At 69.2% G+C, this 24634-nt stretch carries 24 protein-coding genes and 3 pseudogenes; 11 read left to right on the top strand and 16 right to left on the bottom strand.

Translation table 11 applies throughout. The features are described from left to right. Window positions 1-14 precede the first annotated feature (14 nt). Entirely contained in the window at window positions 15-728 is a 714-nt protein-coding gene (locus BV908_RS17660) for a branched-chain amino acid ABC transporter permease (RefSeq protein WP_210434038.1), read from the bottom strand. Window positions 729-742: 14 nt separating this feature from the next. Beyond that, a pseudogene (locus BV908_RS17655) lies at window positions 743-1435 on the bottom strand (2Fe-2S iron-sulfur cluster-binding protein); the annotation flags it as partial. Window positions 1436-1965: 530 nt separating this feature from the next. Between BV908_RS17655 and BV908_RS17650 the strand changes: the two are divergent. Then, on the top strand, window positions 1966-2895 hold the full coding sequence (locus BV908_RS17650; RefSeq protein WP_059400306.1) for a LysR family transcriptional regulator: 930 nt from the start codon (window positions 1966-1968) through the stop codon (window positions 2893-2895). 104 nt (window positions 2896-2999) lie between these two features. Further along, window positions 3000-3713 (top strand): TetR/AcrR family transcriptional regulator, encoded by a 714-nt coding sequence (locus tag BV908_RS17645; protein WP_059400305.1) that lies wholly within the window; start codon window positions 3000-3002, stop codon window positions 3711-3713. A 39-nt stretch (window positions 3714-3752) separates the two neighbouring features. Here the strand turns inward: BV908_RS17645 and BV908_RS17640 are convergent, their stop codons facing one another. Further along, window positions 3753-4994 carry a DUF1173 family protein gene (locus tag BV908_RS17640; protein ID WP_059400444.1) on the bottom strand — a complete coding sequence of 414 codons (1242 nt, stop codon included), beginning with the start codon at window positions 4992-4994 and terminating at the stop codon, window positions 3753-3755. 310 nt (window positions 4995-5304) lie between these two features. Here BV908_RS17640 and BV908_RS17635 point away from each other — a divergent pair, with 310 nt between their 5' ends. Further along, the gene (locus BV908_RS17635) at window positions 5305-6738 is read left to right on the top strand and encodes an HNH endonuclease (RefSeq protein WP_103738772.1); all 1434 of its coding nucleotides are present in this window, start codon (window positions 5305-5307) and stop codon (window positions 6736-6738) included. A 62-nt stretch (window positions 6739-6800) separates the two neighbouring features. Here the strand turns inward: BV908_RS17635 and BV908_RS17630 are convergent, their stop codons facing one another. Beyond that, window positions 6801-7856 (bottom strand): DUF6236 family protein, encoded by a 1056-nt coding sequence (locus BV908_RS17630; protein WP_059400303.1) that lies wholly within the window; start codon window positions 7854-7856, stop codon window positions 6801-6803. A gap of 713 nt (window positions 7857-8569) precedes the next feature. Here BV908_RS17630 and BV908_RS17625 point away from each other — a divergent pair. The 3 genes from BV908_RS17625 to BV908_RS17615 all read left to right on the top strand — a co-directional run bounded on the left by BV908_RS17625 (window position 8570) and on the right by BV908_RS17615 (window position 9589). After that, the gene (locus tag BV908_RS17625) at window positions 8570-8749 is read left to right on the top strand and encodes a hypothetical protein (protein ID WP_139222803.1); all 180 of its coding nucleotides are present in this window, start codon (window positions 8570-8572) and stop codon (window positions 8747-8749) included. 4 nt (window positions 8750-8753) lie between these two features. Continuing rightward, window positions 8754-8951 carry a hypothetical protein gene (locus BV908_RS17620; RefSeq protein WP_059400301.1) on the top strand — a complete coding sequence of 66 codons (198 nt, stop codon included), beginning with the start codon at window positions 8754-8756 and terminating at the stop codon, window positions 8949-8951. Window positions 8952-9067: 116 nt separating this feature from the next. Continuing rightward, window positions 9068-9589 carry a hypothetical protein gene (locus BV908_RS17615; protein WP_059400300.1) on the top strand — a complete coding sequence of 174 codons (522 nt, stop codon included), beginning with the start codon at window positions 9068-9070 and terminating at the stop codon, window positions 9587-9589. A 118-nt stretch (window positions 9590-9707) separates the two neighbouring features. On the opposite strand, the gene BV908_RS22975 is transcribed toward BV908_RS17615, so the two are convergent. The 10 genes from BV908_RS22975 to BV908_RS17565 form a co-directional block, all read right to left on the bottom strand. Further along, complete coding sequence (locus tag BV908_RS22975; RefSeq protein ID WP_082136761.1) at window positions 9708-10055, bottom strand: helix-turn-helix transcriptional regulator; 348 nt, start codon at window positions 10053-10055, stop codon at window positions 9708-9710. 213 nt (window positions 10056-10268) lie between these two features. Continuing rightward, the gene (locus tag BV908_RS17605; RefSeq protein WP_242455311.1) at window positions 10269-10511 is read right to left on the bottom strand and encodes a hypothetical protein; all 243 of its coding nucleotides are present in this window, start codon (window positions 10509-10511) and stop codon (window positions 10269-10271) included. 269 nt (window positions 10512-10780) lie between these two features. Beyond that, the gene (locus tag BV908_RS17600; protein WP_139222802.1) at window positions 10781-11671 is read right to left on the bottom strand and encodes a site-specific integrase; all 891 of its coding nucleotides are present in this window, start codon (window positions 11669-11671) and stop codon (window positions 10781-10783) included. Window positions 11672-11962: 291 nt separating this feature from the next. Next, window positions 11963-12538 (bottom strand): malonic semialdehyde reductase, encoded by a 576-nt coding sequence (locus BV908_RS17595; RefSeq protein ID WP_059400298.1) that lies wholly within the window; start codon window positions 12536-12538, stop codon window positions 11963-11965. 104 nt (window positions 12539-12642) lie between these two features. Further along, complete coding sequence (locus tag BV908_RS17590) at window positions 12643-13464, bottom strand: hypothetical protein (RefSeq protein ID WP_059400297.1); 822 nt, start codon at window positions 13462-13464, stop codon at window positions 12643-12645. 37 nt (window positions 13465-13501) lie between these two features. Next, window positions 13502-13888 carry a DoxX family protein gene (locus BV908_RS17585; RefSeq protein ID WP_172751399.1) on the bottom strand — a complete coding sequence of 129 codons (387 nt, stop codon included), beginning with the start codon at window positions 13886-13888 and terminating at the stop codon, window positions 13502-13504. 54 nt (window positions 13889-13942) lie between these two features. Next, window positions 13943-14617 carry a glutathione S-transferase family protein gene (locus BV908_RS17580; RefSeq protein ID WP_059400295.1) on the bottom strand — a complete coding sequence of 225 codons (675 nt, stop codon included), beginning with the start codon at window positions 14615-14617 and terminating at the stop codon, window positions 13943-13945. Between the two features lie 22 nt (window positions 14618-14639). Beyond that, window positions 14640-15161 carry a flavin reductase family protein gene (locus BV908_RS17575; RefSeq protein ID WP_059400294.1) on the bottom strand — a complete coding sequence of 174 codons (522 nt, stop codon included), beginning with the start codon at window positions 15159-15161 and terminating at the stop codon, window positions 14640-14642. A gap of 93 nt (window positions 15162-15254) precedes the next feature. Next, window positions 15255-16400, bottom strand: coding sequence for an acyl-CoA dehydrogenase family protein (locus BV908_RS17570; protein ID WP_059400293.1), 1146 nt, complete (start codon window positions 16398-16400; stop codon window positions 15255-15257). A gap of 122 nt (window positions 16401-16522) precedes the next feature. Then, window positions 16523-17677 carry an acyl-CoA dehydrogenase family protein gene (locus BV908_RS17565; RefSeq protein WP_082136759.1) on the bottom strand — a complete coding sequence of 385 codons (1155 nt, stop codon included), beginning with the start codon at window positions 17675-17677 and terminating at the stop codon, window positions 16523-16525. Between the two features lie 694 nt (window positions 17678-18371). Here BV908_RS17565 and BV908_RS17560 point away from each other — a divergent pair. After that, window positions 18372-19382 carry an AraC family transcriptional regulator gene (locus tag BV908_RS17560; RefSeq protein ID WP_059400291.1) on the top strand — a complete coding sequence of 337 codons (1011 nt, stop codon included), beginning with the start codon at window positions 18372-18374 and terminating at the stop codon, window positions 19380-19382. 65 nt (window positions 19383-19447) lie between these two features. Here the strand turns inward: BV908_RS17560 and BV908_RS17555 are convergent, their stop codons facing one another. Then, entirely contained in the window at window positions 19448-20275 is an 828-nt protein-coding gene (locus BV908_RS17555; RefSeq protein ID WP_059400290.1) for an inositol monophosphatase, read from the bottom strand. A gap of 228 nt (window positions 20276-20503) precedes the next feature. After that, window positions 20504-20734 carry an AlpA family phage regulatory protein gene (locus tag BV908_RS17550; RefSeq protein ID WP_059400289.1) on the bottom strand — a complete coding sequence of 77 codons (231 nt, stop codon included), beginning with the start codon at window positions 20732-20734 and terminating at the stop codon, window positions 20504-20506. An 818-nt stretch (window positions 20735-21552) separates the two neighbouring features. On the opposite strand from BV908_RS17550, the gene BV908_RS22840 reads away from it, so the two are divergent. From BV908_RS22840 to istB, 4 genes and pseudogenes are all read left to right on the top strand, one after another. Beyond that, the gene (locus tag BV908_RS22840) at window positions 21553-21762 is read left to right on the top strand and encodes a hypothetical protein (protein ID WP_082136757.1); all 210 of its coding nucleotides are present in this window, start codon (window positions 21553-21555) and stop codon (window positions 21760-21762) included. Between the two features lie 111 nt (window positions 21763-21873). Next, a pseudogene (locus tag BV908_RS17540) lies at window positions 21874-22038 on the top strand (RNA-binding protein); the annotation flags it as partial. Between the two features lie 159 nt (window positions 22039-22197). Beyond that, window positions 22198-23743: pseudogene (istA, locus tag BV908_RS17535) on the top strand (IS21 family transposase). A 36-nt stretch (window positions 23744-23779) separates the two neighbouring features. Continuing rightward, window positions 23780-24517: an IS21-like element helper ATPase IstB gene (gene istB / locus BV908_RS17530; protein WP_011805003.1), complete on the top strand. Its 738-nt coding sequence runs from the start codon at window positions 23780-23782 to the stop codon at window positions 24515-24517. Window positions 24518-24634 lie beyond the last annotated feature (117 nt).

Genomic DNA, 24634 nt, shown 5'->3' with positions numbered 1-24634 from the left:
ATGGCGCCTTGGGGCTAGCGCCGGGCGGCCGGGAACAGCCCCTGCGGCTTGACCAGCAGGACCACGGCCATCAGGAGGTAGATCAGCACGGAGGTGAGGGCGGGCCCGGCGGCCGACGCGGCCGATTGCGACGCGACCTGCGCGAGCAATGCGGGCACATACGCGCGGCCCATGGTGTCGATGACGCCGATCAGCAGCGAGGCCACGAACGCCCCCCGGATCGAGCCCACGCCGCCGACGATGATCACGACGAACGCAATGATCACGATGGAGCTTCCCATCGTGGTGGAGACGCCCGTGACCGGCGCGACCAGCACGCCCGCCAGCGCCGCGAGCATCGCCCCGGCGGCGAAGACCGCCGCGTAGACGAGCCGGGTCCGCACGCCGAGCGCCCTGGCCATCCACTCGTCGCTCGCTGCCGCGCGCACCAGCATGCCCGCGCGCGTCCGGGCGATCAGCAGCCAGAGCAGCGCAGCGACGAGCAGCCCCGCCACCACCACGAAGAGCCTGAATTCGGGCAACGCGACACCGCCCAGGGACACCTCGCCGGACAGCCAGCCCGGCAGGGGCACCGACCGGCCCGAGGGTCCCCACAGGAACTTCGCGCCCGATTCGAAGCAGAGCACGAGCCCGAAGGTCGCCAGGACCTGTTCCAGGTGGTCCCGCTTGTAGAGCCGCCGCATGAACAGGCGTTCGATGAGGTAGCCCAGCACGAGGCCGGCGATCAATCCCACCGCCACGCATACAGATGGATCGGGTTGGCCATGCCGGCGGCGACGGCGCTGCGGACGATGGACAGGATCGGCGCGAGCCCCGTCCCTCCGGCGACGCAGAGCATGGGGCCATCGTGCTTGCGGCGCAGGTAGGCAGACCCCAGCGGGCCGCTGACCTTCACCGCGTCGCCCACCTTGAGGTCGCCGGCGATGTAGCCCGTGACGCGCCCGTCGGGCACGAGCCGCACGTGGAACTCGAACATCTCGTCGCCGGCGGTGCCCGCCATCGAGTATGGACGGGCGTGCTCCGGGGTGAACTGCAGCTGGACGTACTGGCCCGCCGAGAACTCGATCGGCTTGGCCGGCTTGAGCACGAGACGCTTGATGTCGTGCGTCAGGTCCTCCACCGCGCTCACCGTCGCCTTGACGATGCGCGCCGGATGGACCACGATCTCGTCGGGCTCGGGAATCTCGATCGTGCAGGATCCGGTGATGTGGGTCTGGCATGCGAGCACGTAGGTCTCGCCCGCGTCCAGCGGGAACTGCTGCTCCCGCCCGTTGTCCATTACCTCGCCGTCGATCACGCGGCAGCGGCACGTGCCGCACCGCCCCGCCAGGCAGGAGTACGACATCGGCACCTGCGCGGCGCGCAAGGCGTCGAGGAGGTTCGCCCCAGGCTCGACCTGGACGACACGATTGAGGGGCTGAACGAGGACTTCCATGCTGCGTGGGGCTGGCTTTTTGTTATGCACCGAACAAACGCCATGATTGACTCCCGCAGCAGATCAGCCAATAGAATCGCTTGAATGTGCAACATCACTCCGAATGATGTTGCCCCGCTTCCGCCCCCGGAACCCGCCTGCGCGGCACCGGCTCTCCCCGCCGCAGGGCGATGCAAGGCCACCCGCCGTCCCGCGCCAGCCCGCGCCGCTGCGCGCATCCAGGCCCTTTGCGCGCCATCACTCTGCGTTGTCCGGCCCCGCCGGCCCCGCCCTGCCCTGCGCCCCGATGCGCACGCCGCAAAAACTTCCGCCCAGCCCGATTCATCCTTTACATGAGCATGGTTATTTATAATCCTAGTCAGTTCATGTGATAAGGGCCCCTGGGGTCCACAACGGAGACAGCATCTTGAGCAGCAGAAACAGTGGCGGCCCGAAGCATGGGGCTGCCGGAACGCGGGCCGGGACGGGTTGCGCCGCGCGGCCCGCGCGCAGGCCCGCGTCCATCACGACCCCGGTGGAGAGGACATCCCTTGGAGCTCTCTGACATCGACCTGAACCAGCTGGTGCTGTTTCACCAGCTCATGGTGGAGCGGCGGGTCTCCAAGGTCGCGGACAACCTCAACCTCACCCAGCCCGCCGTCAGCAACTCCCTGGCCAAGCTGCGCCGGCTGTTCGGGGACGAACTGTTCCTGCGCACTTCCTCCGGGATGGTCCCCACGCCCTTCGCCGAGCAGTTGGCCGAGCCGGTCGGCTACGCCCTGGCGATGATCCACAGCGGCATCAACCAGCAGAATGACTTCGACCCGGCGAAGCTGAACCGTCCGGTCACGATCGGGATGACCGACATCGGCGAGATCGTCTTCCTTCCCGCGCTGGTGGAGCGCCTGACCCGCGAAGCGCCGGGCGCCACACTGAACACGGTACGCAACACCGCCGTCAACCTGCGCGACGACATGGAGTCCGGGAAGGTGGATCTCGCCATCGGTCTCCTGCCCCAGCTCAAGGCGGGCTTCTTCCAGCGGCGGCTGTTCCGGCAGCACTATGTCTGCCTGTTCCGCCAGGGCCACGCACTGGACCGGAAGCGGCTGTCGCTGGCCGACATCAAGGCCGCCCAGCACCTCGTGATCGTCTCGGCAGGGACCGGCCACGGCACGGTGGACGAGCTGATCCGCCGGGCCGGCGTCGACCGCACCACGCGCCTGACCATCCCCCATTTCGTGAGCGTCGGCCACATCCTGCAGCGCACCGACCTGATCGCCACCGTGCCGGACAAGCTCGCCGACCGGCTCGCCGAGCCGTTCGGCCTGACGTCCCGGCCGCATCCCGTGGCCCTGCCCGAGATCTCGATCAATGCCTTCTGGCATGCGAAGGTGCACCGCTCCCCCGTCAACCAGTGGCTGCGCGGCGTGGTCTTCGACCTCTTCGGCGAGGACCGCGCGCGCGAGCGGGCGATCGCCTAGAGGGGTCGCCACCGCCCGCGGCCGGCGGGCCTTGCCGGCCCAGGCCCCTTGGACCGTTTTCCCACCCCAGTCATGGCCCCACCCGGCCGGCTCCACCACAGAACATGGCTTCCTCCAATCCCGCTCCCTCCAGGTCACCGGCAAAGGCACAGCGTCGCGGCGCAAAGGCGCCGGGCGTCAAGCCGCAGCCCCACAAGCCCGCCGGGCTGCGCGAACGCCACAAGCAGGACAAGCTGCATCGCATCAAGACCGCGGCGCGCAGCGTGTTCATCTCGAAGGGCTTCGACGGCGCGACCACGCGGGAGATCGCCCAGCTCGCGGAGGTCTCGCACGCGACGGTCTTCCTCTACGCGCAGGACAAGCGCGATCTGCTGTTTCTCGTGTTCAACGAGGACATGGACGACGTCCTCGCCGAATCCTCGGCGGCGGTCAAGAAGCCCGGCCCGCTGATCGACCGGCTGCTGCGCTGGTACGAGCCCTTCCTGCGCTTCTTCAGCACCGAGGCCCCGATCGGCCTGCTGAAGCTGCATGAGCGCGGCAACGCGGACATCGGCCCGACGCCGCAAAGCGTGAGCGTGGACCGGCGCAAGGAGATCGTGCAGCGGGAGCTCAGCAACCTGTTCGAGGCCGCGATCCGTTCGGGCGAGCTCGCCAGCACCGTGGACCCGATGCTCGCGACGCGCGTCGTGCGCTCCGTGTTCTACGGAGAGCTGGACCTGTGGCTGCGCTCCCACCCGCATCCCAGCATGGCGCGCGGGCTGCGCGACCTGCGCGCCGCGCTGACGCTGATCGTCTCCGGCATGCTCCCGCGCAAGTAGGCCCATGGACCCAGGCCGTCCGGCCCGCCTGCCCTCCGTTCACGGCCCCGCCCCGCGCAGCGCCCGCATGCCGCCCCCCGGCGGCGCCAAACGCGCCTCTGGCAACGCGGGCATGGGCTCGTCGAGGCGCCAGATCCACGCACCCGCGGCCTGCGCCATCTTCTCCTTCGTCGCGCGGTCCTTCGCCGGCATGAAGGCACTGACCACGTGCAGCGGCAGGGGCTGGCCGCCGGCGTCCAGCAGCAGCGCATTGGGGAAGGCGGCCGCCGTCCGGGCGTCGTAGCGCAGCGGCTTGACGAAGCGCCGGCGCTGCGCGACGAGGGCATGCAGCAGGCCCAGCTCGTGCACGCCCTCCACGGGAATCCACTGCTCGCTGGTGAGCATCAGGCTCGCCGCGTCGACCTCGTAGGTGTGCTCGCGCCGCGCCCGGATCAGCGCCGCGATGACGAGGTGGACCCGTCTGCCGGTGTCGGCGTCGCAGGCCTCGAACAACGGGGCGAACGCACGCTCGATGCGTTCCCAGGTCCGGGTCGCCACCAGCAGGGGGGCATCCGGCGCATGCTTGATCCAGAGCCGGCGGCCGAGCGCCGTCGCGTCGCACGCCTTGAATTCACCGAGCACGAGCGCGAGGGGGCTCTGCCCCTCGCGTGGATGCAGCACGGCCAGCTTCTCCCTGCGCCGCCGCGCGGCCTCCTCGCGCCCGCTCTCCGAGAACGGCTCGGGCACGTACAGCCGCTCGGCCAGCGCCACGCCCCGGATGGTGATGCTCTCGGAGGCCTCCAGCAGGTACTTGTGCAGGACGCCCTGGTTGCGCTTGCCCTCCATGGCGGGCGACCAGCGGTTGAAGCCCGCGCTCTGGAACAGGAAGTGCATCAGCGCCCGCAGGGTCATGCGCCGCCGCCCGACGGCCACCTCGGCGGTATCCTGCGCCTCGCCGCGCGGCACCGCGCGGCCCGCCACGCGGCTCCAGGGGAAGCTCACGCGCAGTTCGAAGCATCCCGGGCTGGACTCGACGACGGCCTCGCCCAGGAGCTCGCCGAGGCCGGACTGGTGCGCATCGGGCTCGTAGGACGGGCATCCGGGATGGTGCCGCCCTCCCGAGCCCGGCATGCGCTTGAGCACGAACTGTCGGTGGCGCGCGACATACATCTCCACCCCTTCGGGACAGCACAGGCACCGCGGCCGCTGCGGCGACTCGTAGGCCAGCGCGAGCGCCTCCTGCAGACGGGGATCGTCCGCATCGAATTCGCTGCCGGCGATGGCGAACCGCTGGATGTCCATGGGCGAAGGGATGGCTTGCCCCATCGTCGGCCGCCATGCGGCGCGGCGCAAGCCGGAATGCCGCTGAAATCGAGGCGATATCGGCGCCATGTCGCTGTCCGCCCGGCGCCAGGCCCGCTGTCCGCGGCGTCCGGCGACCGGCACACGCCGCCACCGCGGCCCGCGCATCCCGGCGGAGCACGACAGCCGCGCTACGATAGGCGCAAAAGGGGGTGCGCCGGAAGGAACGGTGCAAGAGCAGCTGGTCTGCGCGGCGCATCCCGGATTCCGCTCCATGCCTTCATCGCCCAGCCCCGCCCCAGGCCGCCCGATGGCGGCCGCCCGCCGCATCCACACGCCCGCGCTCTCGGAGCAGCCCGCGGCGCTGGCCGCCGGGTGGCTGACCTGCTCCTACCTGCTCGCCCAGCGCGGAGCCATCGACATGGGCATCGCGGCCCCGTGCAAGAAGACCCTGCGGGAACTGCTGGACGGGCTCTGCGACGCCGACGCGCTCGGGCTGCTCGAGCGCGACAACCGCTGCGACCTCGAGGGGCACGTGCTCTACCTGGTCACGGAGCGGATCCGCGTCGGCCGGCTGCCGGGACCGCTGCTCGCCGCCGGCGTGGACCCGGATCTGCTGGAGGAACTCGCGGCCACGGCGGGCCTCACCGACGTCGTGTTCGTGCCGCGCACCGCCGAATGCCTGGCCACGTACCTCGCGCGCCACCCGGACTCCGCCGCCATCGTGCTGCGCGAGGAGAGCGGGGACGCTTCCGCCGCGACCAGGGAGAACGAAGCCGCGGCCCGGTGGTATGACGAGCGCTACGACGAAATCGCGCATGGCCTCCTGCGCTCCACGTCCAGGCCGCAGTACCTCGGCGGCGATCTCTCGCCGCGGCGGTGCCGCTACTGCGGCAGGACCGACCCCGAGACGTCCTTCCGGGACAAGGCCCATGCGTTTCCGGAGCAGATCGGCAACAAGGCCCTGATCGACCGCCGGGAGTGCGACGCGTGCAACCGGCACTTCGCGCGCATGGTCGAGGACGACTACGCCAAGTGGACCTTGCCCATGCGCGCCACCGGGCGCGTCACGGGCAAGGGGCTGCCTTCGTTCAAGTCCCGCGACCACCAGATGCGCATCGACGCGCGGGGCCCTCGGAACCTGGCGATCCGCCTCGGAGAGAAGGACCCGCGCCACCGCCTGGACGAGGAGACGCGCACCGTCACGCTGCAGCTCGAGCGCCAGCCCTACGTGCCCATGGGCGTCTTCAAATGCCTCGTCAAGATGGCGCTGGCCGTCATGCCCGAGCCCGAGGCGGGTGAATGCGATCACCTGAAACGCTGGATCCTGGCGCCCGCGCACACCTTCGAAAGCTATCCCTACCGCCCGCTGCGGCTGCTGGAGCAGTTTCTTCCGGGCCCGATGCCCAATGACCAGTTCCAGTACGCCCTGCTGCGCCGGCGCCCCGGCCATGCCGACTGCCCCTACCTGATCTTCGTGCTGCAGTTCTCCAACGTGCTGCACCAGATCGTGCTCCCGATGCACGACCAGGACCGCGCGCTCATCGAGCAAGGCCATTGCGAGGTCCCCTTCTTTCCGCACATTGGCGGGACGGCCGGCCATGTCCAGGCCTACGGCCGCAGCCAGGCCCGCGTGCGCGACCTCAGCGGAACGGCCGCCGTGTCGGGAGAGCAGCAAAGCCTGAGCTTTCGCTACGCGCAACGCATCGACCAGCCCCCGCCCCCGGCCCCGGCCCCGGCCTAGCGGCGCCTGTGCCGCGCCCCTACCCTCCGCCCCCGCCGACCGGAAGCAAGGGCGGCGGGACCCTAGTCGTTCATGAACTCCTCGAACTTGCGGTGCAGCAGCAGGCTCGGCGTGCGGGTCAGCCGCTCGGCGTCGACCAGGTACGACCCCACCGACTTCGGCTTGCGGACCAGTTCACGCGTCGCGAGGGCCGCCACGGCGCCCGCCAGCGTGCCCACGCCCAGCCCGAACGGCGTGTACGGACCGCCGCCCCCGAGCCCCGGGAGCGAGAGGAAGGCAGCCGCGACGGGCAGCCCCACGGACAGGATGCTGTATACGCCCTCCTTCCGGAAGAAGCCCAGCGACGCCCGGTACTCCGCCTTCGCCCGCTCGAAGCGCCGCACGAAGTCCGCCACGATGTAGCGGGCGTGCTGCTTGTTCTTGCAGCGGGAGATCTCCGCCTGCAGCTGCTGCAGCTCCCGTTGAAACGCATGCCGGAGCTCCACCGTGTCCTCGCGGTAGCGCAGGATGGTGTCGATGGGCACCTCGGCGAGGTCCCTGGGAAGAAGATCGACGACCGCCAGGTTCGCGAGGTAGGCGTCGGCACGCTCGTCGGAAACCGCCTCGGTGAAGGCCCCGTCGTTCGCGAAATAGGTCCCGACGGCCCAGCAGTCGGAGGAGTCCGTGGTCAGCTCCAGCGCGCGGCGCTGCGCCACCGAGGCCGCCAGGTAGAACATGTAGCCGCCGGCATGCTCGTGGGGCACCTCGAGGAAGCCGTCGGCGGTCAGGCGCTGCGCCAGCTGCTCGAACAGCGGCAGGAGCTTGGCGTCGATCTTGTCCGGATTGATGCGGGTGAACGCCTCGGAAGAGAAGCCGGCGGGCCAGGCCAGGCGGGTCCGCTGGGACTCCCGCAGCGCGTAGAAGTCCAGGAAGCGGTGGGCCGCGCTCGACTTCTCCGCGGCATCGACGGCCAGGTTCAGGATGACCCCTTCGGCCACCGCCGTCGCCACCTCCGGCGGGTCCTGCGGGACGTATCCGCCGGGAACGATGCGGTGCACGCGGTCCCAGACCAGCAGCGAGCGCTTGAGCGCGTCGAGATCGTTGAATTCGATGGTGGGATAGTGCAGCGCCTGTGGCATATCGCTCGCGAGACATGGAGTGGAAGAATGCGGGGCGGGCCCGGCCCCGCGCATCGTATCGCCCCGCGGCCCGGCCTGGCGCAGGCGCGTTGCCAGCCCCTCCAGGACCGGCGCATGGGCTGGCGGGACCCGGCGGCCCGTGGGTCCGTCCGTCCGCGGGTCCGGGTCCCCCGCCCGGCCGCCGCACGGTGCGTCGCTCGTCGCCACCCCGAAGCGCTTGCTGCCGCGTGCCCTTCGGAACGGAAACGTGGCGCGTGTCCGCGCCCCGCTTGCGGCCTGCGGCCAAGCGGACCGATAGTGCCATGGCTACCCGTGGGCATCGAGTCCACCCAGCCTTCATCGGGGCCTGCACGCAGGCCCAATGAAGTCCAGCCTCGCTGGCGTCGCGATCGTTACTCGCCTTGCAGTGCGCCGGATCCGTCCGGCCCGGTCATGCGAATGACCAGAGACCCGGTCCGGCCTTGCGCCGGACCGCGAACCGTGGCGCGTCCTCTCCTTGAGGCGCGCCACTGCGTGCCGGATGGGGCAGCGGCTTCGGTCGCTGCGCCATGCGGCCCAGAGCGAGTGCCGCACCCGCCAGGGCGCAGGCGTTCATGGCGTGCCGCCAGGTATCGCCGCAAAGCGCCTCGGCCCCGCTGAGGCATCCCAGACGGGGAACATGTTTCCCCGGCATGGGGAGCGGTGTCCCCCTTTTTTCATGGAAGGAGGACACCATGATCACGAATGTGATGAGAGCCCAGCGCGCCGTGTGCGTGCTGTTGGGCGGATCCGGGTCGCGCGCCGCGCAGCTCCCGGCCCCCCGCCGGATTCCGATGTTGTTCAAGCCCTGGTCCGGCACGGCGGCGCAAGCTCCCCGGCAAGACCAGGCCGAGTCTGCCACGGCCCAGGCCTGATCGCATGATCGACCGCTACCGCAGGCAGATCGCAGCCACGGTCGTCCAGCTCGCGAAGGACGACCCGGGGCTCGTGAGGGCCGTGATCGTCCAGCGGCGCAGGCTGGGCGACATCGAACCAGATGACCTGGCGTACCTTGAACGGATCGCCAGCCGATGGATGAGGATCGCCGAACAGGCGCGTTCGGGTTTCCGGCGCTGAAGCCTGCAGCCCGCTGCACGCACGGCGCCGCCGCCGCGCCGTTCGCGATCCTCCGCGGCCACGCCGGGCGGCCCTGCGTCCTCCGATGTTCAACACCAACCACGGGAGGCTTAGCCATGCCCCAAGAGAAGTCCCCTGCCCGTCACCGGCTCGAAACCATCGAGCGGCAGGAAGAGAAGATCTGGGTGGAGTTCTACCCCGAAGTGCGCCGCGATGAGACCCTCGCCGCGGAGATCCTGACGGAACTCGAACGCGACGAGACGCTCCGGCGCCGCCATCGCGGCCTGTACCTGTGCTGCCAGCGCTGCATCCGGCTCCATGAAAGCCGCGAGACACGCAACCGCCGCATCGGCAGGGCCGTGCGCAGCCTGCTGCGGGCCGTGTTCATTTCGTTCCCGAGGGCGGTCGCCGAGACGCTGGGCCAAGGCCGCAACGTCGCCGTGGCCTGCCTGCCGGAAATGGAAGAAGAGCCCGCAGCGCCCCAGGTCAGGCGCCTGATGGAGAGTGACGCCTACGCCCAGGCAGAGAAGTCCTTCAGGGAACGCGCCCGCAAGGCCGCGGACAAGACCGACACGGGCACGCACGCGCTCGCCGCAGAGGACACCGCCCCGGCGGTGCGGCCATCGGCGGCAGGCTGAGCCCGCCGCCCGCCAGAGACCGAACGCCCTGCGCGCCGCCCATGCGGCGCGCACGGGCGCATCGGCGCTCGCCCGGCCCCGACTGGACAGCGGGCTGGCGCGCCAACAAACGCCGCACTCACCCCGCCCTGCCCTTCTTTCCGCGCTCCAACCCCGTTCTCCCGCCTTTCGTGGCCACCTCGTCGCCCAGCCGCGCGCCACTGCGCTGCTTGGGACTGCGCCGCGCCTTGTCGGCGGAGGGTGTGCGGTCAAACTCCAGCAGCGCCGACGGGGGAACCCTCAAGGTCTCTGCAAGCACGCAGATGTTGCGCAGCGCCACGTTGCGCAAGCCTCGTTCGATCTCGCTGAGGTAGCTCCTCGACATGCCGCTGTCGTAGGCCAGCGCCTCCTGCGACACCCCGGCGTTGCGGCGCGTCGCTGCCAGGTGGCGCCCAAAGCACACGAGGGGGTCGTATTCCAGTTCCATAGCACTCCTTTGATCCGTACGCTATCGGATCACTTGCTATGGAGCTACTCGATATGAGAGCACTCGCTATAAGCGCACTCGCTATGAGTGCACCCTCTATAAGTGACATTCGCGCGCGCTGACCGCCTCCCGGATACCCCCGGTTCGCCATGGCCGCGGGCCGGAATGTGAGGCCCCGTCCTTCAGCCGGACGCCGCCGACGCCGCTACCGCCTCAGCGGCCGCCCTGGCGCGCATCCGGACGCCCGACGCATGCGTCGAGCTGTCCGTCGATGAGCCAGTGCAGAAAGGCAGTGGCATACGACGTTCCATGGTAGTAGCCCTTGCATTGCGCGACATAGCGCTCGAGATCGGCGAGCGTGCGGATGTCCGCCGGCTCGAAGTCGGTGATCTCTTTGAAGACCTCGGCCTCGCGCCGGGTCAGGCGTATCTGGTTGCCGCAACGAAGCATCGTCATGCACTCCCGGGACGGTGGGACTGCCATGTTCACGCAAAGTTCGACCGTTGTGCGAACGGCCGCGCCTCGCCATGGCAAATCGCACCCCGGTGCGACCGCCATCGGTCCCCGGTCCGATCCTGGTCTCAGTCGTCACGCTGCCCGCATGCGCCGTCGGCACTCCTGCAGGCCGGACCCCACCCTCCTGCCATGCCGCAGGGCGCCGGGCCCCGCGGCGTAGGTGAACGCTCCGCGAGCAACCGGGACTTGCCGGGCAGCGAGCACGCCCCCTAGACCAGCCCCTCCATGAGCTGCTCCAGGCTCGGCCGCGGGCACCGGGGCGGCCGCACGTCGCGGATCCCCAGCAGCTCGCCGATCTGCTCCTCGTCCGCGCCCCGGCGCACCAGGCGGTGCATCACCGTGTGGCGCACGTTCTGCGCCGACAGGCCGGGGATGCCGATCCGCCGGAAGATCTTGCGATAGGCATAGTGGATCTCCTCGCAGAGGTAGCGCATGCCCGATGCGGTCGGAATGCGCTCTATCGGAAAGGCAGCGCCTTCCTGCGTCAGGAAGAGTGCCTGCACCGGGTCCAGCCCCCGGTAAGCCAGCGGCTGGGCCCCGGCGGATCCCGGGGCCCGCACCGCGAGATAGGCGTCGATGGCCTCGCGCGCCGGCACGCTGGTGAAGTACAGGGGGCGGCTGCGGCGGTTCACCGCCACCTCGGCGCGGACCTCGGAATGCAGCCTGACGGTGCCATCGTCGTTCAGGTAGTCCCGCACCTGCATGCGCGCGACCTCGAGGGGCCGCGCTCCGGTCGCGAGCAGGATCCACACCATGGCCACGTCCCGCTCGGGTGTCGCCGTGTGCAGCCGCGCGCGCCGCATGGCGGCCTGGATGTCCTCGTCCGAGAGGATCACGGGCGCATCCGTCTTCCCGGCCGGCGCCATGGGCCCATACCGCTGCAGGGCCGACTCGATGGCCAGCCGGTGCGCGCGCAGCGTGCGCACGAACACCGCGCGGCTCTCGTTGAGGCCCTCGACGCCGATCTCGCGGACCAGCCGGAGCACGAGCGCCTTGACGCGCCGCTCGACCCCGGTGCGCGTCATGCCATGCTCGCGGGCCACCGCCTCGTAGGTCATGCCCCCGAGCACGGCAAGCAGCAGCATGGTGGAGAGTTCCAACCGTTCCGAATCCATATCGAGCCATCCGCCCAGCTTCCATCTGAGCCCGATGCTCCGGATTCGCGCCCGCTGGCGCCAGCCCGAAATTGCTCCCAATTGGGGGCGATTTCGGGAGCAGGCCCGCGCTGTCCATCGCAGCGCCTTGCGCCCGAAGCGGAAACCCGCCAAGCCGGCCGGCGGACACCGCGTCGCCGAGGACAGCCCGTGGCCGTCCCATTGACCCAGGTCAAGGCCCGCGCGAGGCCCGCGCGGGTCCGGGACAGCAGACCCGCGCCGGGCGAAGCCTGCCCTTCAGGCGAGCCGGCAGACCTCGTCGAAGGCGAGGCGCGGCAGCCGCGGATGGACCTTGGACGGGTCGCCCTTGCCCAACGTGCAGAGCACGTTCGTCCTGACCTGCGTGCCGGGCCAGAACTGCGCGTCGACCTGGTCGGCATCGAAGCCGCTCATCGGGCCACAGTCCAGTCCGAGCGCCCGGGCCGCGATGATCAGGTAGGCGGCCTGCATCGACGAATTGCGAAACGCCGTGGCTTCGATCATGGGCGCGTTGCCCGCGAACCAGCTGCGCGCGTCGACGTGCGGCACCAGCCTGGGCAACTGCTCGTGGAACGCCATGTCCATGCCGATGATCGCCGTCACGGGCGCGGAACGCACCTTGGGCTGGTTGGCCGGGCTCACGCATTCCACGAGCCTGGCCTTCTCCGCTTCCGAACGCACGAAGACGACGCGCGCCGGCTGGCAGTTGACGGACGTCGGCCCCCATTTCATGAGGTCGTAGAGGGAACGCAGCATCGCGTCGGGCACCGGCGCGTCGAGGAAGCCGTTCTGGCTTCGCGCCTCGGTGAAGATCTGCTCGGTCGTGATGTTCATGGGAATGATGCTCCTCGGAAGAATGGTGCCGTCAGGCCGGCCCGGCCGCGGCGATGAACGTGGCCACCGCGCCCCCGGGTGCTGGCGGCGGTCTTGGGGCCCGGTCAGCGCAGGCCCAGGATCTCCGGCCCGTGGGCCATCCACCAGGCCGAGCCCCATAGCAGGTGCACGGCCGCCGACAGCGGAAGACACACCGCGAGCCAGATCCACCAGGCGCGCGGGACCCTGCGGTGCCGGACCAGGTCGTAGACGAACAGCGGCGCCACCCACAGCAGCGTGTACAGGTCGGACGCGGCCGGGCTTTCCGGGTAGGTGCCAGGCAGCGGGATGCGGTCGATGCCCGCGCCCAAGGGCCAGACCGTGGCCAGGACCAGGAGGCGCTTGTGTGTCTGCGGATCACCGGTTCGCACCCACAGGGCCCAGGCGATCAGCACGGCAAACACGACGCCGGCGCGGATCTGCGACAGGGGCCGGTTCGGGATCCACGCCTGCAGCAGTTGCAGAAGGGCGGGTTCGGTGCCGGCCGGGGGCGCCGCCAGCATCTGGTGGATCGGCCGGTCGACGACGGGCACGAGCAGGACGCCGCTGAGGACCATGGCGGGAGCCACCAGCAAGGCCAGCATGCCGAGCCGCCGGTGCAGCCAGGGCGCGCCCGTGGCCACGAGGACGGACTGCACGAGCAGAAGGGCCAGCCAGCCGCCCATCAACACGGCATGGACGTGCAGCACGGGCGGCATCGGCCCCTGCTCGCCCGCGCGCACGGAAGCGAGCTTGGCGATCGAGCTGGGGACGAAGCCCGCCAGGGCCGTGGCCACGAACAGCGCGGCCATGAAGACGAAGATCCAGCGGTCCGCGAACGCGGCACCTGCGCTCCGGGCCGGTGCGCCGCGACCCAGCTGGGCGCTGGCAATGTGGTGAGTGCTCATGGTGGCTGCCTCATGGTTCTGCGTGCCGCACGCGCACCTACAGCGGCCGTGCGGACGCCGCCGCGGCAATCGCGAGCAGCCCGGCCATGATCGCGATGTTGTTCGCGAAATGCTGGACCTCGTTCGCGCGCTCTTGGGCCGGCGCGGCCCAGAAGTTATGGATCAGCGGGGTGATGATGGCGGTCAGGACGAGCAGGACCAGCGCCGCAGGCACGATGCCCCGGCCCAGGATCAGCGCGCCGCCGCCGGCGACCCAGACCAGGATCGTGACGATGAGCAGCGGTCCCGGCACCGGCACGCCCTTGGCCGCCATGAGTCCCGTGACCATCTTGAAGTCCTTCGCCAGGCCGAGGGCCGTGACCAGGTAGAACAGGGCGACGACGACCCTCGCAGTCGCTGCTCCCCAGACGCTGAATGTCTCCATGGATACTCCGTTCATGTTCTTGCGATGGATCCGGGCGGACCGTGCGGACACCGGTCAGCCTTCCTGCGTCTGCTGGACCAGCCCCCGGCTCAGCCCGAGCACCGGCGGGAAGTCGGGCACCGCTGCGCTCGGGCGTGCGGAGAAGCGCCGATACCAGCCCTGGAGGCTGGGGCAGTCCTCCGGGATCGGGACGCCGAACAGCTCGGTCGTGGTCTGCAGCAAGGCAAAGCCGACGCAATCGGCGGTGGTCAGACGATCGCCGGTCAGGAACGCCCCGCCCCGGTCCGCCACCATGCGCTCGAGCAGCTGCAGCTTGCCGAGCCATGCCGCCATCCCGGCCCGCGCGACCGCCTTGTCCTGCGCCACCTCGGCCGCGAACAGCCGGCTGCCGTTGAAGGCCCAGATCCGCAGATAGACGGTGGCCTCCTCGATGACGGTGATGAACTCCCGCGTGCGCGCGCGCTCCACCGGGGTCGCGCCGATCAGGTCGGGCGAAGGGAAGCGTTCCTCCAGGTACTCCAGGATGGCGAGCGAGGAGCCGATGACCTGCCCGTCGCCGATGTCGAGCGCCGGGACGGTGCCGGCGATCGTCACGCCTTCGATGATGCGCCGCGTCCTGTCCGGCGGCGGGGCGACCTGCACGCGTTCGATGCCCTCGATGCCCTTCTCGGCAAGGTAGACGCCGACGCGGCGGGGATGGATGGACCAGGGTACTTCGTACAGCTTCATGATGGCTTGTCTCCGGCGAGGCTCAATGGGGCGTGACTGGCAGGAGGCGTCCCAGCGAGCCGTCGCCCCAGCCGAGGATGTCCTGGTCGCCGGACGAGAACATGTCGAACACCTTGCCGATGACCACGTCGTGCGTTCCGTACTGCGCGACCTGCTCGATCCTGCAGAAGATGCTCGCCGGCGCGTCGTCGAGATACCAGAGCCCCTCGTGGACCTTCCATGCCGGGTCCTTGAAGCGCTGCTCCCGCAGCCTGGGGTCGCAGAAGGGCCGGAAGTGCGGCTCCGTGGCGCTGTTGAGCAGGTTCACGCAGAACAGGCCGGCCGCGCGGACATGCCGGTACGCCGATCCGTCGCGGTTGATCGAGATGGCCATCGAGCAGGGTTCGAGGGCCACGGGCATGATGGCCGACATGGCCAGCCCGACCGGCTCTCCGAACTCGTCGAAGCTGGTGACGATGCTCACGGGCGCGGGGGTGAAGCGCAGCACGCGCTTGAGCCGGTCCGGGATTTCCGGGGGCTTGGCGATTTCAATCAATTGGGTCATCTTGGGAGCTCTTGTGGGTGGGGGCGCCAGCGGCACGGGCCGACGCCATGTGCGACGGCAGGGCCGGCCGCGCGGCCGGGTTGTCTTCAGGGGCTAACCGCGCTTGAGGGCCAGCAGGCCGGCATCCTTGCCCGCCAGCGTCGCATTGAGCGCAGCGTGGTTGGCCGCCGCCCGGACGTCGCGCAGCGCGCGTGACAGGCGGTTGTTGTAGATCCCCTGGCCCCCGCTGAGCTCGAATACCCGCTCGAGCGCGCCGAGGCACAGCCTGGAAATCGTGGAGGTTGCCGAGCGGTTGCGCAGGATCTGCTCGGGCGGCATCGCCTGCCCGCTCAGCACGATGGGCTCGCACTCGCACGTGATCTTCTGGAGCAGTTCCCAGGCATAGGTCACGTCCCCGACCGCGCTGCCGACCACCGTCTGGAACAGCTCCAGCTCCGCCGGCGGCCGCCCGCCGAACTTGCCGGGGCTGTTGCGGATGCTCTCCACGAAACTGTCGATGCCGCCGCGCGCCGCGCCAACCATCGCGCTCTGGAGGCTGTGCGGCGCCAGGCCGCTGAAGAAGTCTTGCAGGTCGACCACGCGCACCTCGGGCACGAAGGCCCCGGCGACCTCCAGTGTCTTGCTGCCGGTGCCCGCGAGGCCCATCACGAACCAGTCGTCGTGGATCGCATAGTCGCTGCGGGGGACCAGGAACAGCTTGCGCGCCGGTGCCCCCTTCTCGTCGAGGACCACGCCGCCGAGCAAGGCCCAGCTCGCATGGTCGGTGCCGCTCGAGAAGGGCGACTTGCCGCTGATCTCGTAGCCCCCATCGACCTTCCTCGCCTGCAGCGTGGGAGCGAATGCGGAGGAAACCAGGGCCTTCCTGTCATCGCCCCAGACCGCGGCCTGCGCTTCGGCGGGGAAGGTGCCCACCACGACGGAGTGGCCCGCCAGCACGCAGTAGATCCAGCCGGTCGAGCCGCAGCCGCGCGCGAGCTCGTAAACCAGTTCGTACAGTTCGTGGAAGCTGCGGCCCAGTCCGCCCCACTGCGGCGGCTGCACGAGCCGCATCAGGTCCGCATCGTAGAGCTCGGCGATGGTCTCGCGCGGAATGCAGCGCTCGCGGTCCGTCTGCTCGGCGCGCGCCTCCGCCTTGCGGCTGATCCGGCGGGCGCGCTCCAGGAGCTCGGCGTGCGATGGCGCCGCGGCGGCGGTGGCGCTCGCCTTCGGCGAGGGATTCAGTACAGCGTTGTTTGACATCTCGGATTCCTTTTTCAATCTGGTTCAACGACTCGCGCCTGGCACTGCCGAGCGCGCGGCGGGACGCGGCGACGGGAGGGCGGAGCCATCCCGCCGCAAGGTCGCCCGCCCTCGCCCGGGGCTCAGAAGAGCGGGTAGGTCAGCGGCAGGCCGAGGTGGTGTTTGCCGTGCAGTTCGCGGGTCGCGTCCCAGTCGACGAATGCATGGACCGACACGGTGTTGAGATCACGCCAGATGCGCTGCAGCGCCTGGTCGTTGTGGAAGCTGGACGCCCCCGAGGCGCCCATCATGGCGTTCACGGTTTCCCGGCTGTGCTTCGAGATGAAGGCCGTCAGCCCCTTCAGCTTCAAACGCTCGTCCACGGTGAATGGACGGCCGGCCAGGATCTCGGCGGCGTGGCCGTAGACGGCACGCGCCAGCTCGTCGGCGGCACGGGTGGCGATCTGGAACTCGCCCAGCATGATCTGGGCATGCTGCTGCTCCTTAACCACCGCCCCGGTGAAGTTGCGGACCCGGCGCTCGACGGTTTCCTCGTAGGCCCGCAAGGCCCCCTTCAGGCACCCGACGATCACCGGAGCGAAGGTGCAGTACACCAGCACGAAGAAGGGAATCGAGTACAGCGGGTTGTCGTAAAGGCGGGACCCCGCCGTCGGACCTTCGTAGAACTCGCCCATGGCGGCCGAACGGTGGTCCGGCACGAACACATTGGTGGCGACGTAGTCGTTGCTGCCGGTTCCCGACATGCCGGCGAAGTGCCAGTTGTCCTCGACCTGGACCTGCGCCACGGGCAGCAGAAAGCCGCGCTGCTGGCCATCCTCGGCCATGCCGCCGATCATGACCCAGTCGGCATGCATCACACCCGACCCCCACAGCGCCCGCCCGCTCAACTCCCAGCCGCCGTCCACCTTGCGCGCCTTCATGTTGGGGGCCGAGGCCGCCGGCAGCAGCACATAGCCCTTCTTCCCGAACAGCTCCTCGTGCGCCCGCTCCGGGAACTTCGGCACATAGATGTTGTGCATGATGTAGAAGGCGGCGATCCAGCCCGTCGAAGGGCAGGCCTCGCTGATGATCTCGATCACCTCCAGCGCGGTGGACAGGCTCGCTTCGGCGCCGCCCCAGCGCTTGGGCACGAACATCTGCACGATACCCGTCTCGATCAGTTCCTGGATGGAATCGTCGTGCGGCTTGCGCCGGACCGCCGCCTCGGCAGCACGGGCTCGGATGCGCGGAGCGATCTCTCTCGCGCGCTGGATCAATTCGGAATCAGTATTTGGCATTCTCGGCACCTTCTAAGGACGTGGAGTACGGGAGACTCCTCCGCCTGCGGCGGGGCCGGGCGGGACTCAGGACCGAGTGAGGTCATGCGCGGCCGGGCTCTTTTGCTTTCGCGGCCCGGTCCTTCGCAAGCGGAGTTGTCTCTTGGTGCATAGCATCTCAGCACCCCCTCCAGCACGCCATCCGCTTTTTGCAGCGGCTATCCCGGGTCTACATCTTCTTGATGTGTGTCGGGTTCCTCGGCCCCGTCCATGGCACATCGCATGTGCCGTGTGCCAGCGCGCGAGGCGCGCCGGCCGCGGAGCGCGTCGGGCCTCGATCCGGGCAGGAAGCCAGGGCACCCGCCGCGCAGCGGCTCCTCCTCCTTCCCGGGCGCCCGCTCGGCCGGAGAGTGCCTTGCCCGGCACGCTGCCGCCACAAGCGGGCGGAGTCCGGCTTCACTACCGGCAGGGCTGCGGCAACCGCCCCCTCGGGGGCTGCGGGATGTCCCGATGCCACTTCCCCGCGCTTCATGGTATTTTGGATTGATATGAGCTAGATCATTTTCAATCATGATCATTTTTTTGGGTTCGCCTGCATTGAAGCCGGTGCCTTGGGCGAGCCACGCAAGGCAGCCGGCGGGCGGAAGGTGCTGACGAGAAGATGCCCGGACGCGCGTCGATGCGCCGCACGGGTCGACCGACAAGGAGACAAGGGATGCCAAGTTCCGGGTTTGCGGAGACCTTCCGGTCCCAGGCACTGCTGTCGCGCCAGCTGTTTCAAACGCACGACCCCGACGAGGCCCGCAGCCGCGTCGGCGAGGTGCTTTCGCCGCACGAGCTCCGGGTCCTGGACACCGGGGACGCCGTGGACACGCGCATGTACCGCGTCACGCTGGGATCGATTTCGCTGCACCGCCTCAGCTACGGCGCCGCCGTGGAGGTCCGCCCCGGACGCATGGAGAACGCCTACCTGGTTCAGATGCCGATCTCGGGCTCGTGCGTCGTGCGCTGCGGAGACACCACCGTCGATTCCAGCCCGGGCGTGGGCACCGTGGTCACGCCCACCGAGCCGCTGCACCTGCTGGGGCACAAGGGGTGCGACCAGATCATCGTGCAGATCGACCGCTCCCTGCTGGAGCGGCATTGCGGACAGCATCTCGGACGGGACCTGTCGAAGCCGGTGAAGTTCGCCCCCAGGATGGCGCTCGATGGTTCCCAGATCGAGCCCTGGCGCCGCCTGATCGAGCTTCTGGTGAGCGAGGCGGCCCACGACAGCGGCATGCTGGCGTCGCCGGCGGCGCGATCCAACCTGGAGCAGATGCTGGTCAGCGCCCTGCTGTTCGGACAGTCGAACAGCCTCAGCGACGAACTGCGGCGCCCGACGCCGCCGATGGCCCCCTACTACGTGCGCCGCGCCGAGGAGTACATCCACGCCCATGCAGGCGAGCAGGTCAGCATCGCGGACGTCGCGGAACACGCGGGCGTGAGCATCAGCGCTCTCTATTCCGGCTTCAAGAATTTCCGCGACACGAGCCCCGCGGCGTTCCTGAAGTCGATCCGCCTCCAACGCGTTCGCGCCGAACTGCTCGAGGGGGCTTCCCGCGACGAGACGGTCACCGGGGTGGCGATGCGCTGGGGATTCACGCACCTGGGCCACTTCACCGCCGCCTACAAGCACAAGTTCGGCGAAGCGCCGTCCCAGACGCTGCGCCGCTCCATTCGCTGACGGGCGGGCGCGTGCCAGCCCCGGCGGCGGCCGGGCCGCGAGAGGCCCAGCCCACCCCGTCCTGCTCAATCCAGCAGCGCCGCCTTCAGGTCCCGCCAGCTCCGCGCATCGGGCGCGCAGATCAGCCCGCCTGACATGTGCGCGGGGAGAAAAGGCGAGCCATCGAAATGCGCGCTGTGCCCGCCGGCTTCGCGGTGCAGCAGCCAGCCCGCGGCGTGGTCCCAGGGCATCAGCTTGTTGTAGAACAGCGCGTGGACCTGCCCGGCCGCCGCAAGCCGGTACTCGTGCGCCGCGCAACGCAGCCAGCAGGTGGTCGACAGCGAGGACAGGCGCTGGTTCACGCGCGTGCGCAGCGGCTCGGGCAGGAAGTTGGTGCCGATGACGCCGTCCATCTGGTCCGGGGGCACCGGTGCAGCCACCCGCAGATCGATGCGGCGCCCGCCGCCTTCATGTTCGAGCCATGCGCCGCCGCTCCTGAACGCGTAGGCCGTGCTGCCGGTCACCGGATCGTGGATCGCGCCGGCCATGATCTCTCCGCGCACCACCGCAGCGGCCATGACGCCGAACAGCGGAAGACCGCTGGCGAAATTGCGGGTGCCGTCGAGCGGATCGACCACGAAGGCCAGGTCGCGGCCGCCGATGCGCTCCAGCAGTTCCGGGTCGCGGCCGGCCGCTTCCTCGCCCACGATGAGCGCGCCCGGGAACCGGCGCGCCAGGTCGCTGGCGATCGCCGCCTCGGAGCGTTCATCCGCCAGCGTGACCACGTCGAATGCCGAGGTCTTGCGCGCTATCTGGTCCGGCGCGAGGCGGTTGAAGCGCGGCATCAGCTCGGCCTGTCCCGCCGCCTGCAGCACCTTGCCCATCCATAACAGGTCATCCATCGAAAACGCCATATGCCAGCCTCCTTGCGGCGTTTCAGTGTTGGCCCCGCACGGGCAGCGGCAATGCGTGCAGCGGGTCCCTTCCTTGCGGCCGCGCGCGCAGCGGGGCCAGGCCACGCTTCCATGGCGATGCCGCGTACGTGCGGGACGGCGGGGCACCTGTGCCTCCGGATCCACCCGAGCGCATGCGCGCGCAGGCCGCTCCTTCGCGGTCGACCGGCGCCGTGCGCTCGCGGGACGCTACGCCGGGGAGCGCGGATGCTGGCTTCCTTGGTCCGCGATCCAGCGGCGCACGTCCTCGGCCCGCCACGCGGTGACCCGGGGCGACAGCTTCACGGGCGCAGGGAAGCTGCCGCTGTCGACGCGGCGCCACAGGGTCGACTTCGAGATGGGCACGAACACCAGCACCTGGCGTTCGCGCAGAAACCCCGTCTCGGGCAGCACGGCAGGACGTTCGGATGGGTAGGTCATGGTTCGACTCCTACACCGGCAAGGCCGGTCGGTGGCCGACCCGCTCGTTCACGTGGGGCTAGGTCAGGATGACACCCACGCTAGGGACGCAACACGCTGGCGCACACCGTGGACGTCCCCTGGACGGTGTGGCGATCGACAAGTTCATGGCCGCGCTCGGCGGACGCCTCTGGTCACCGCGGCGAGCGACGGCAGACCATCCGGCGGCGGGCAGGCGCGAGGAAGAGAATTCGCAAGCAGCTCCAGGGCTGGAGGGTCGAGGAGATCCAGCTGTCCCCGCCCGAAGTCACCGCGGAGAACACGGGCGCATGCGGGCTGCCGGAACCATATCGCGCCTGCGCCAAGAGGCATAGGGTGCCGGGCCGCGGCGCCACGTCCTAGCACCGAATGCCACGCCGCGGGAGACAAGTCGGAGTGACTTCCCGCAGCGGACCTTGTCTCGTGTCGGCGCAGTCGTTCCCTCGCCCTCGCCTGGGGAGAATGCGGCAGGCTCGAAAGACAGCGGCGGCAGGCATCTCGCGCGCGGAGCCGAAGGAATCCGAGCGCATCGGTGCGGCAGGGCTTTTATAAAACCAAAAAGAATATCAAGCTTCTCGTCCATACGAATCGAGATATACTCAAACCAGTTCAACTGGCTGTTCCCAGCAGCCACGACAACGCCCGCCGAAGGCGCCACATCGTCCCGCGCGGCTAGCTTTTGCGGCTATTGCCGCCCGGTGGGTCTGTAGAGCTGCAGCCTATCCCGTTTCTCCATGCTCATGCAGGTCCATTCCAGCCTGCGTTGCCGACTGAACCCGATTCCAAATACCGCCATTCCCATGGGCAAGTACGTCGTTTCGCCCGCGACACACCAGACCGACTGTGGCCGCTTCCGCGCCTCCGTCTCGGTCCAACGCTCTCAAGGCAACGGCAGCTACTGTCGAGTGTTCCGCTTTGACAGAGCCTTTGCCTCTCGCGAAGCCGCGCGAATCTTCGCAGTCACCCAAGGCTGGCTGCAAACGTGCATGCAGCACCCTCCGGCGTGCTGAGCAACTGCGCCCCACCGCGTCCCTTCCATCCGTCCGCATGTGGCCTCCACATGCACATCCCTAGCGCAAACGGCGCGCCCTTGCGCGCGCCCCATGAATAAAGGCTTTTCCATGTCCAGCAAGATCTATGTAGGCAACCTCCCCTACTCCGTCACCGATTCCAGCCTGCAGAGCAACTTTGCCGAGTTCGGCAGCGTCGCCTCCGCCAAGGTCATGACGGACCGTGAGACCGGCCGTTCCAAGGGCTTCGGCTGCGTATTCCACGCGATGGCGGACACGATTCCATGCTGATGGCGGACAGTGTTCCAGCGTGATGGCGGACAGTGTTCCACGCTGAAGGCGGACAGCATTCCAAACTGATGGCGGACACCTGCGGGGTGTTCTGAGTGACCCGAACGCGGCATACGCTGCCCGGTTTTTTGACCGGAACCAGCGATGCCCACACCCAGGGTCACCATGAGCAAACTACGACACACACTGCAACTGCTGCACCGCGGGGCCTTGAGCACCCGTCAAATCGGTGCCGCNTCTCGGCATCTCCAAATCCACTGTCAGCGAGATAGCCAGCTACGCGCGCGTGGCCGGCGTGGACTGGGCACTGGCCCAGAGCCTGAACGACGACGAACTCCAGGCCCGGCTCTACAAGCCACCCGTGGCGCGCGAGTCCCGGCACCTTGAACCCGACCACGCCCACATCCACCGCGAACTGCGCCGACCTGGCGTGACGCTGCAGTTGCTTTGGGAGGAATACCAGCAACAGCACAGCGGGCAGGCGTACAAGTACAGCGCCTTCTGCGAGAAGTACAAGGCCTGGGCCCGGCGCCTGCAGCGCTCCATGCGCCAGACCCACACGGGCGGTGACAAGCTCTTTGTGGACTACGCCGGCCAGACCGTTCCCGTGGTGGATGCTGACACTGGCGAGATACGCCAGGCCCAGGTCTTCGTGGCCGTGCTGGGCGCATCGAACTACACCTACGCCTGCGCCACCGCCAGCCAGAAGGCCACCGACTGGGTGGCCAGCATCATTAGCGCGCTGGAGTTCATCGGCGGCGTGCCCCGCCTGCTGGTGCCTGACCAGCCGCGCGCCCTCATGGCCCGACCCGACCGTTACGAGCCCACCGCGCACCGCCTGCTCGAAGAGCTCTGTGCGCACTACAGCCTGGCCGTGATGCCCGCGCGCCCGGCCAAGCCACGCGACAAACCCAAGGTGGAGGTCGCTGTGCAGGTGGTCGAGCGCTGGATTCTGGCCAGGCTGCGCCACCAGACCTTCTTCAGCCTGGCCGAGCTCAACCGGGCGATTGCCGCCTTGCTGGTGGACTTGAACCAGCGCGCGTTCAAGAAGCTGCCGGGCAACCGCACTAGCGCCTTCGCCGAACTCGACCGGCCAGCCCTGCGCCCCCTGCCGCCGGTGCGCATGCCCATCGCGCGCTTCAAACCCGCCCGCGTCAACATCGATTACCACGTTGAGCTCGATGGCCACTACTACTCGGTGCCCCACGCCCTGGTGGGTGAGCCGGTGGAGTTGCGCATCACGGCCGGCACGCTCGAAGTCCTGCACGGCAGCAAACGCGTGGCCGCCCACGCCCTCAATCCCCGACGGGGTGCACACACCACCACGCCCGAGCACATGCCGGCCTCGCACCGGGCGCACCTGCAGTGGACGCCGGCCAAGCTCATCGCCTGGGGTGAGCGCGTGGGCGCGGCCACCGCCGCCGTGGTGCGCTGGCAGATGGAGCACCGCCAGCATCCCGAGCAGGGTTACCGCTCCTGTCTGGGCCTCATGCGCCTGGGCCGTGAGTACGGGGCTGACCGGCTGGAGGCCGCCTGTGCGCGGGCGCAGTCGATTCGCTCACCGTCCTACAAGAGCATCGCCTCCATCCTGGGCTGCGGCCTGGACCAGCGGCCGCTGGATGCGCCGATGGCCGCACAGGCGAGCCTGCCGCTGCACGAGAACGTGCGCGGGCCGGGCTACTACCACTGAACTCCAACGTGCAAGCAAACCTAACAAGGAAGAACCATGCTCAACGAACAGACCTTGAACCAACTGCGCGCCCTGCGCCTGGACGGCATGGTGGCCGCCCTCAGCGACGCGGCCACCCACATCACGGCCAGCGAGCTGCCCTTTGAACAACGCCTGGCGCTGCTGGTGCAGCGCGAGGTGGACTGGCGTGACAGCAAGCGCCTGGAGCGCCTGTTGAAGGCGGCCCGCCTGAAGGTCTCCAGTGCCTGCCTGGAGGACATCGACTGGCGCGCCAGCCGGGGCCTGAGCCGAGAGGTCATCACCAGCCTGGCCGGCGGGGACTGGCTGCGCCATGGCCACAACGTGCTGCTCACCGGCGCCACCGGGTGCGGCAAGACGTGGCTCGCCTGCGCACTGGGGCAGCAGGCCGCGCGCCTGGGCTTCTCGGTGCTCTACACCCGCGCGCCACGGCTGCTGCAGGAGCTGCACGTGGCCCACGGCGATGGCAGCCTGGGCAAACGGCTGGCGCAACTGGCGCGGCTGGACCTGCTCATCCTGGACGACTTCGGCATCGCGCCGATTGCCGCGCACGAGCGAAACGACCTGCTGGAATTGCTGGACGACCGGGTGGGCACGCGCTCGACGCTCATCACCAGCCAGTTGCCGGTGACGGCCTGGCACGCCTGGCTGGACGAGCCCACGCTGGCCGACGCCATCCTGGACCGCATCGTGCACGGCTCGCACAAGATAGCCCTCAAGGGCGAGTCGATGCGCAAGCTCACCAAGGCCGTCTGAGCCGGCCGCGCCGACCGCCATTCCACGCTGATGGCGGACACTTCGGCTACGATTTGAGCGTCACTCAGGACACCCGCGCAACGTGTCCGCCATCGCCTGGAACGCTGTCCGCGATGG

The organism is Diaphorobacter sp. LR2014-1 (assembly GCF_002916785.1).
Lineage (GTDB): Bacteria > Pseudomonadota > Gammaproteobacteria > Burkholderiales > Burkholderiaceae_C > Diaphorobacter > Diaphorobacter nitroreducens.
Note: the sequence above shows the minus strand (reverse complement) of the source record. Positions and strands in the feature narration are given on the sequence as shown.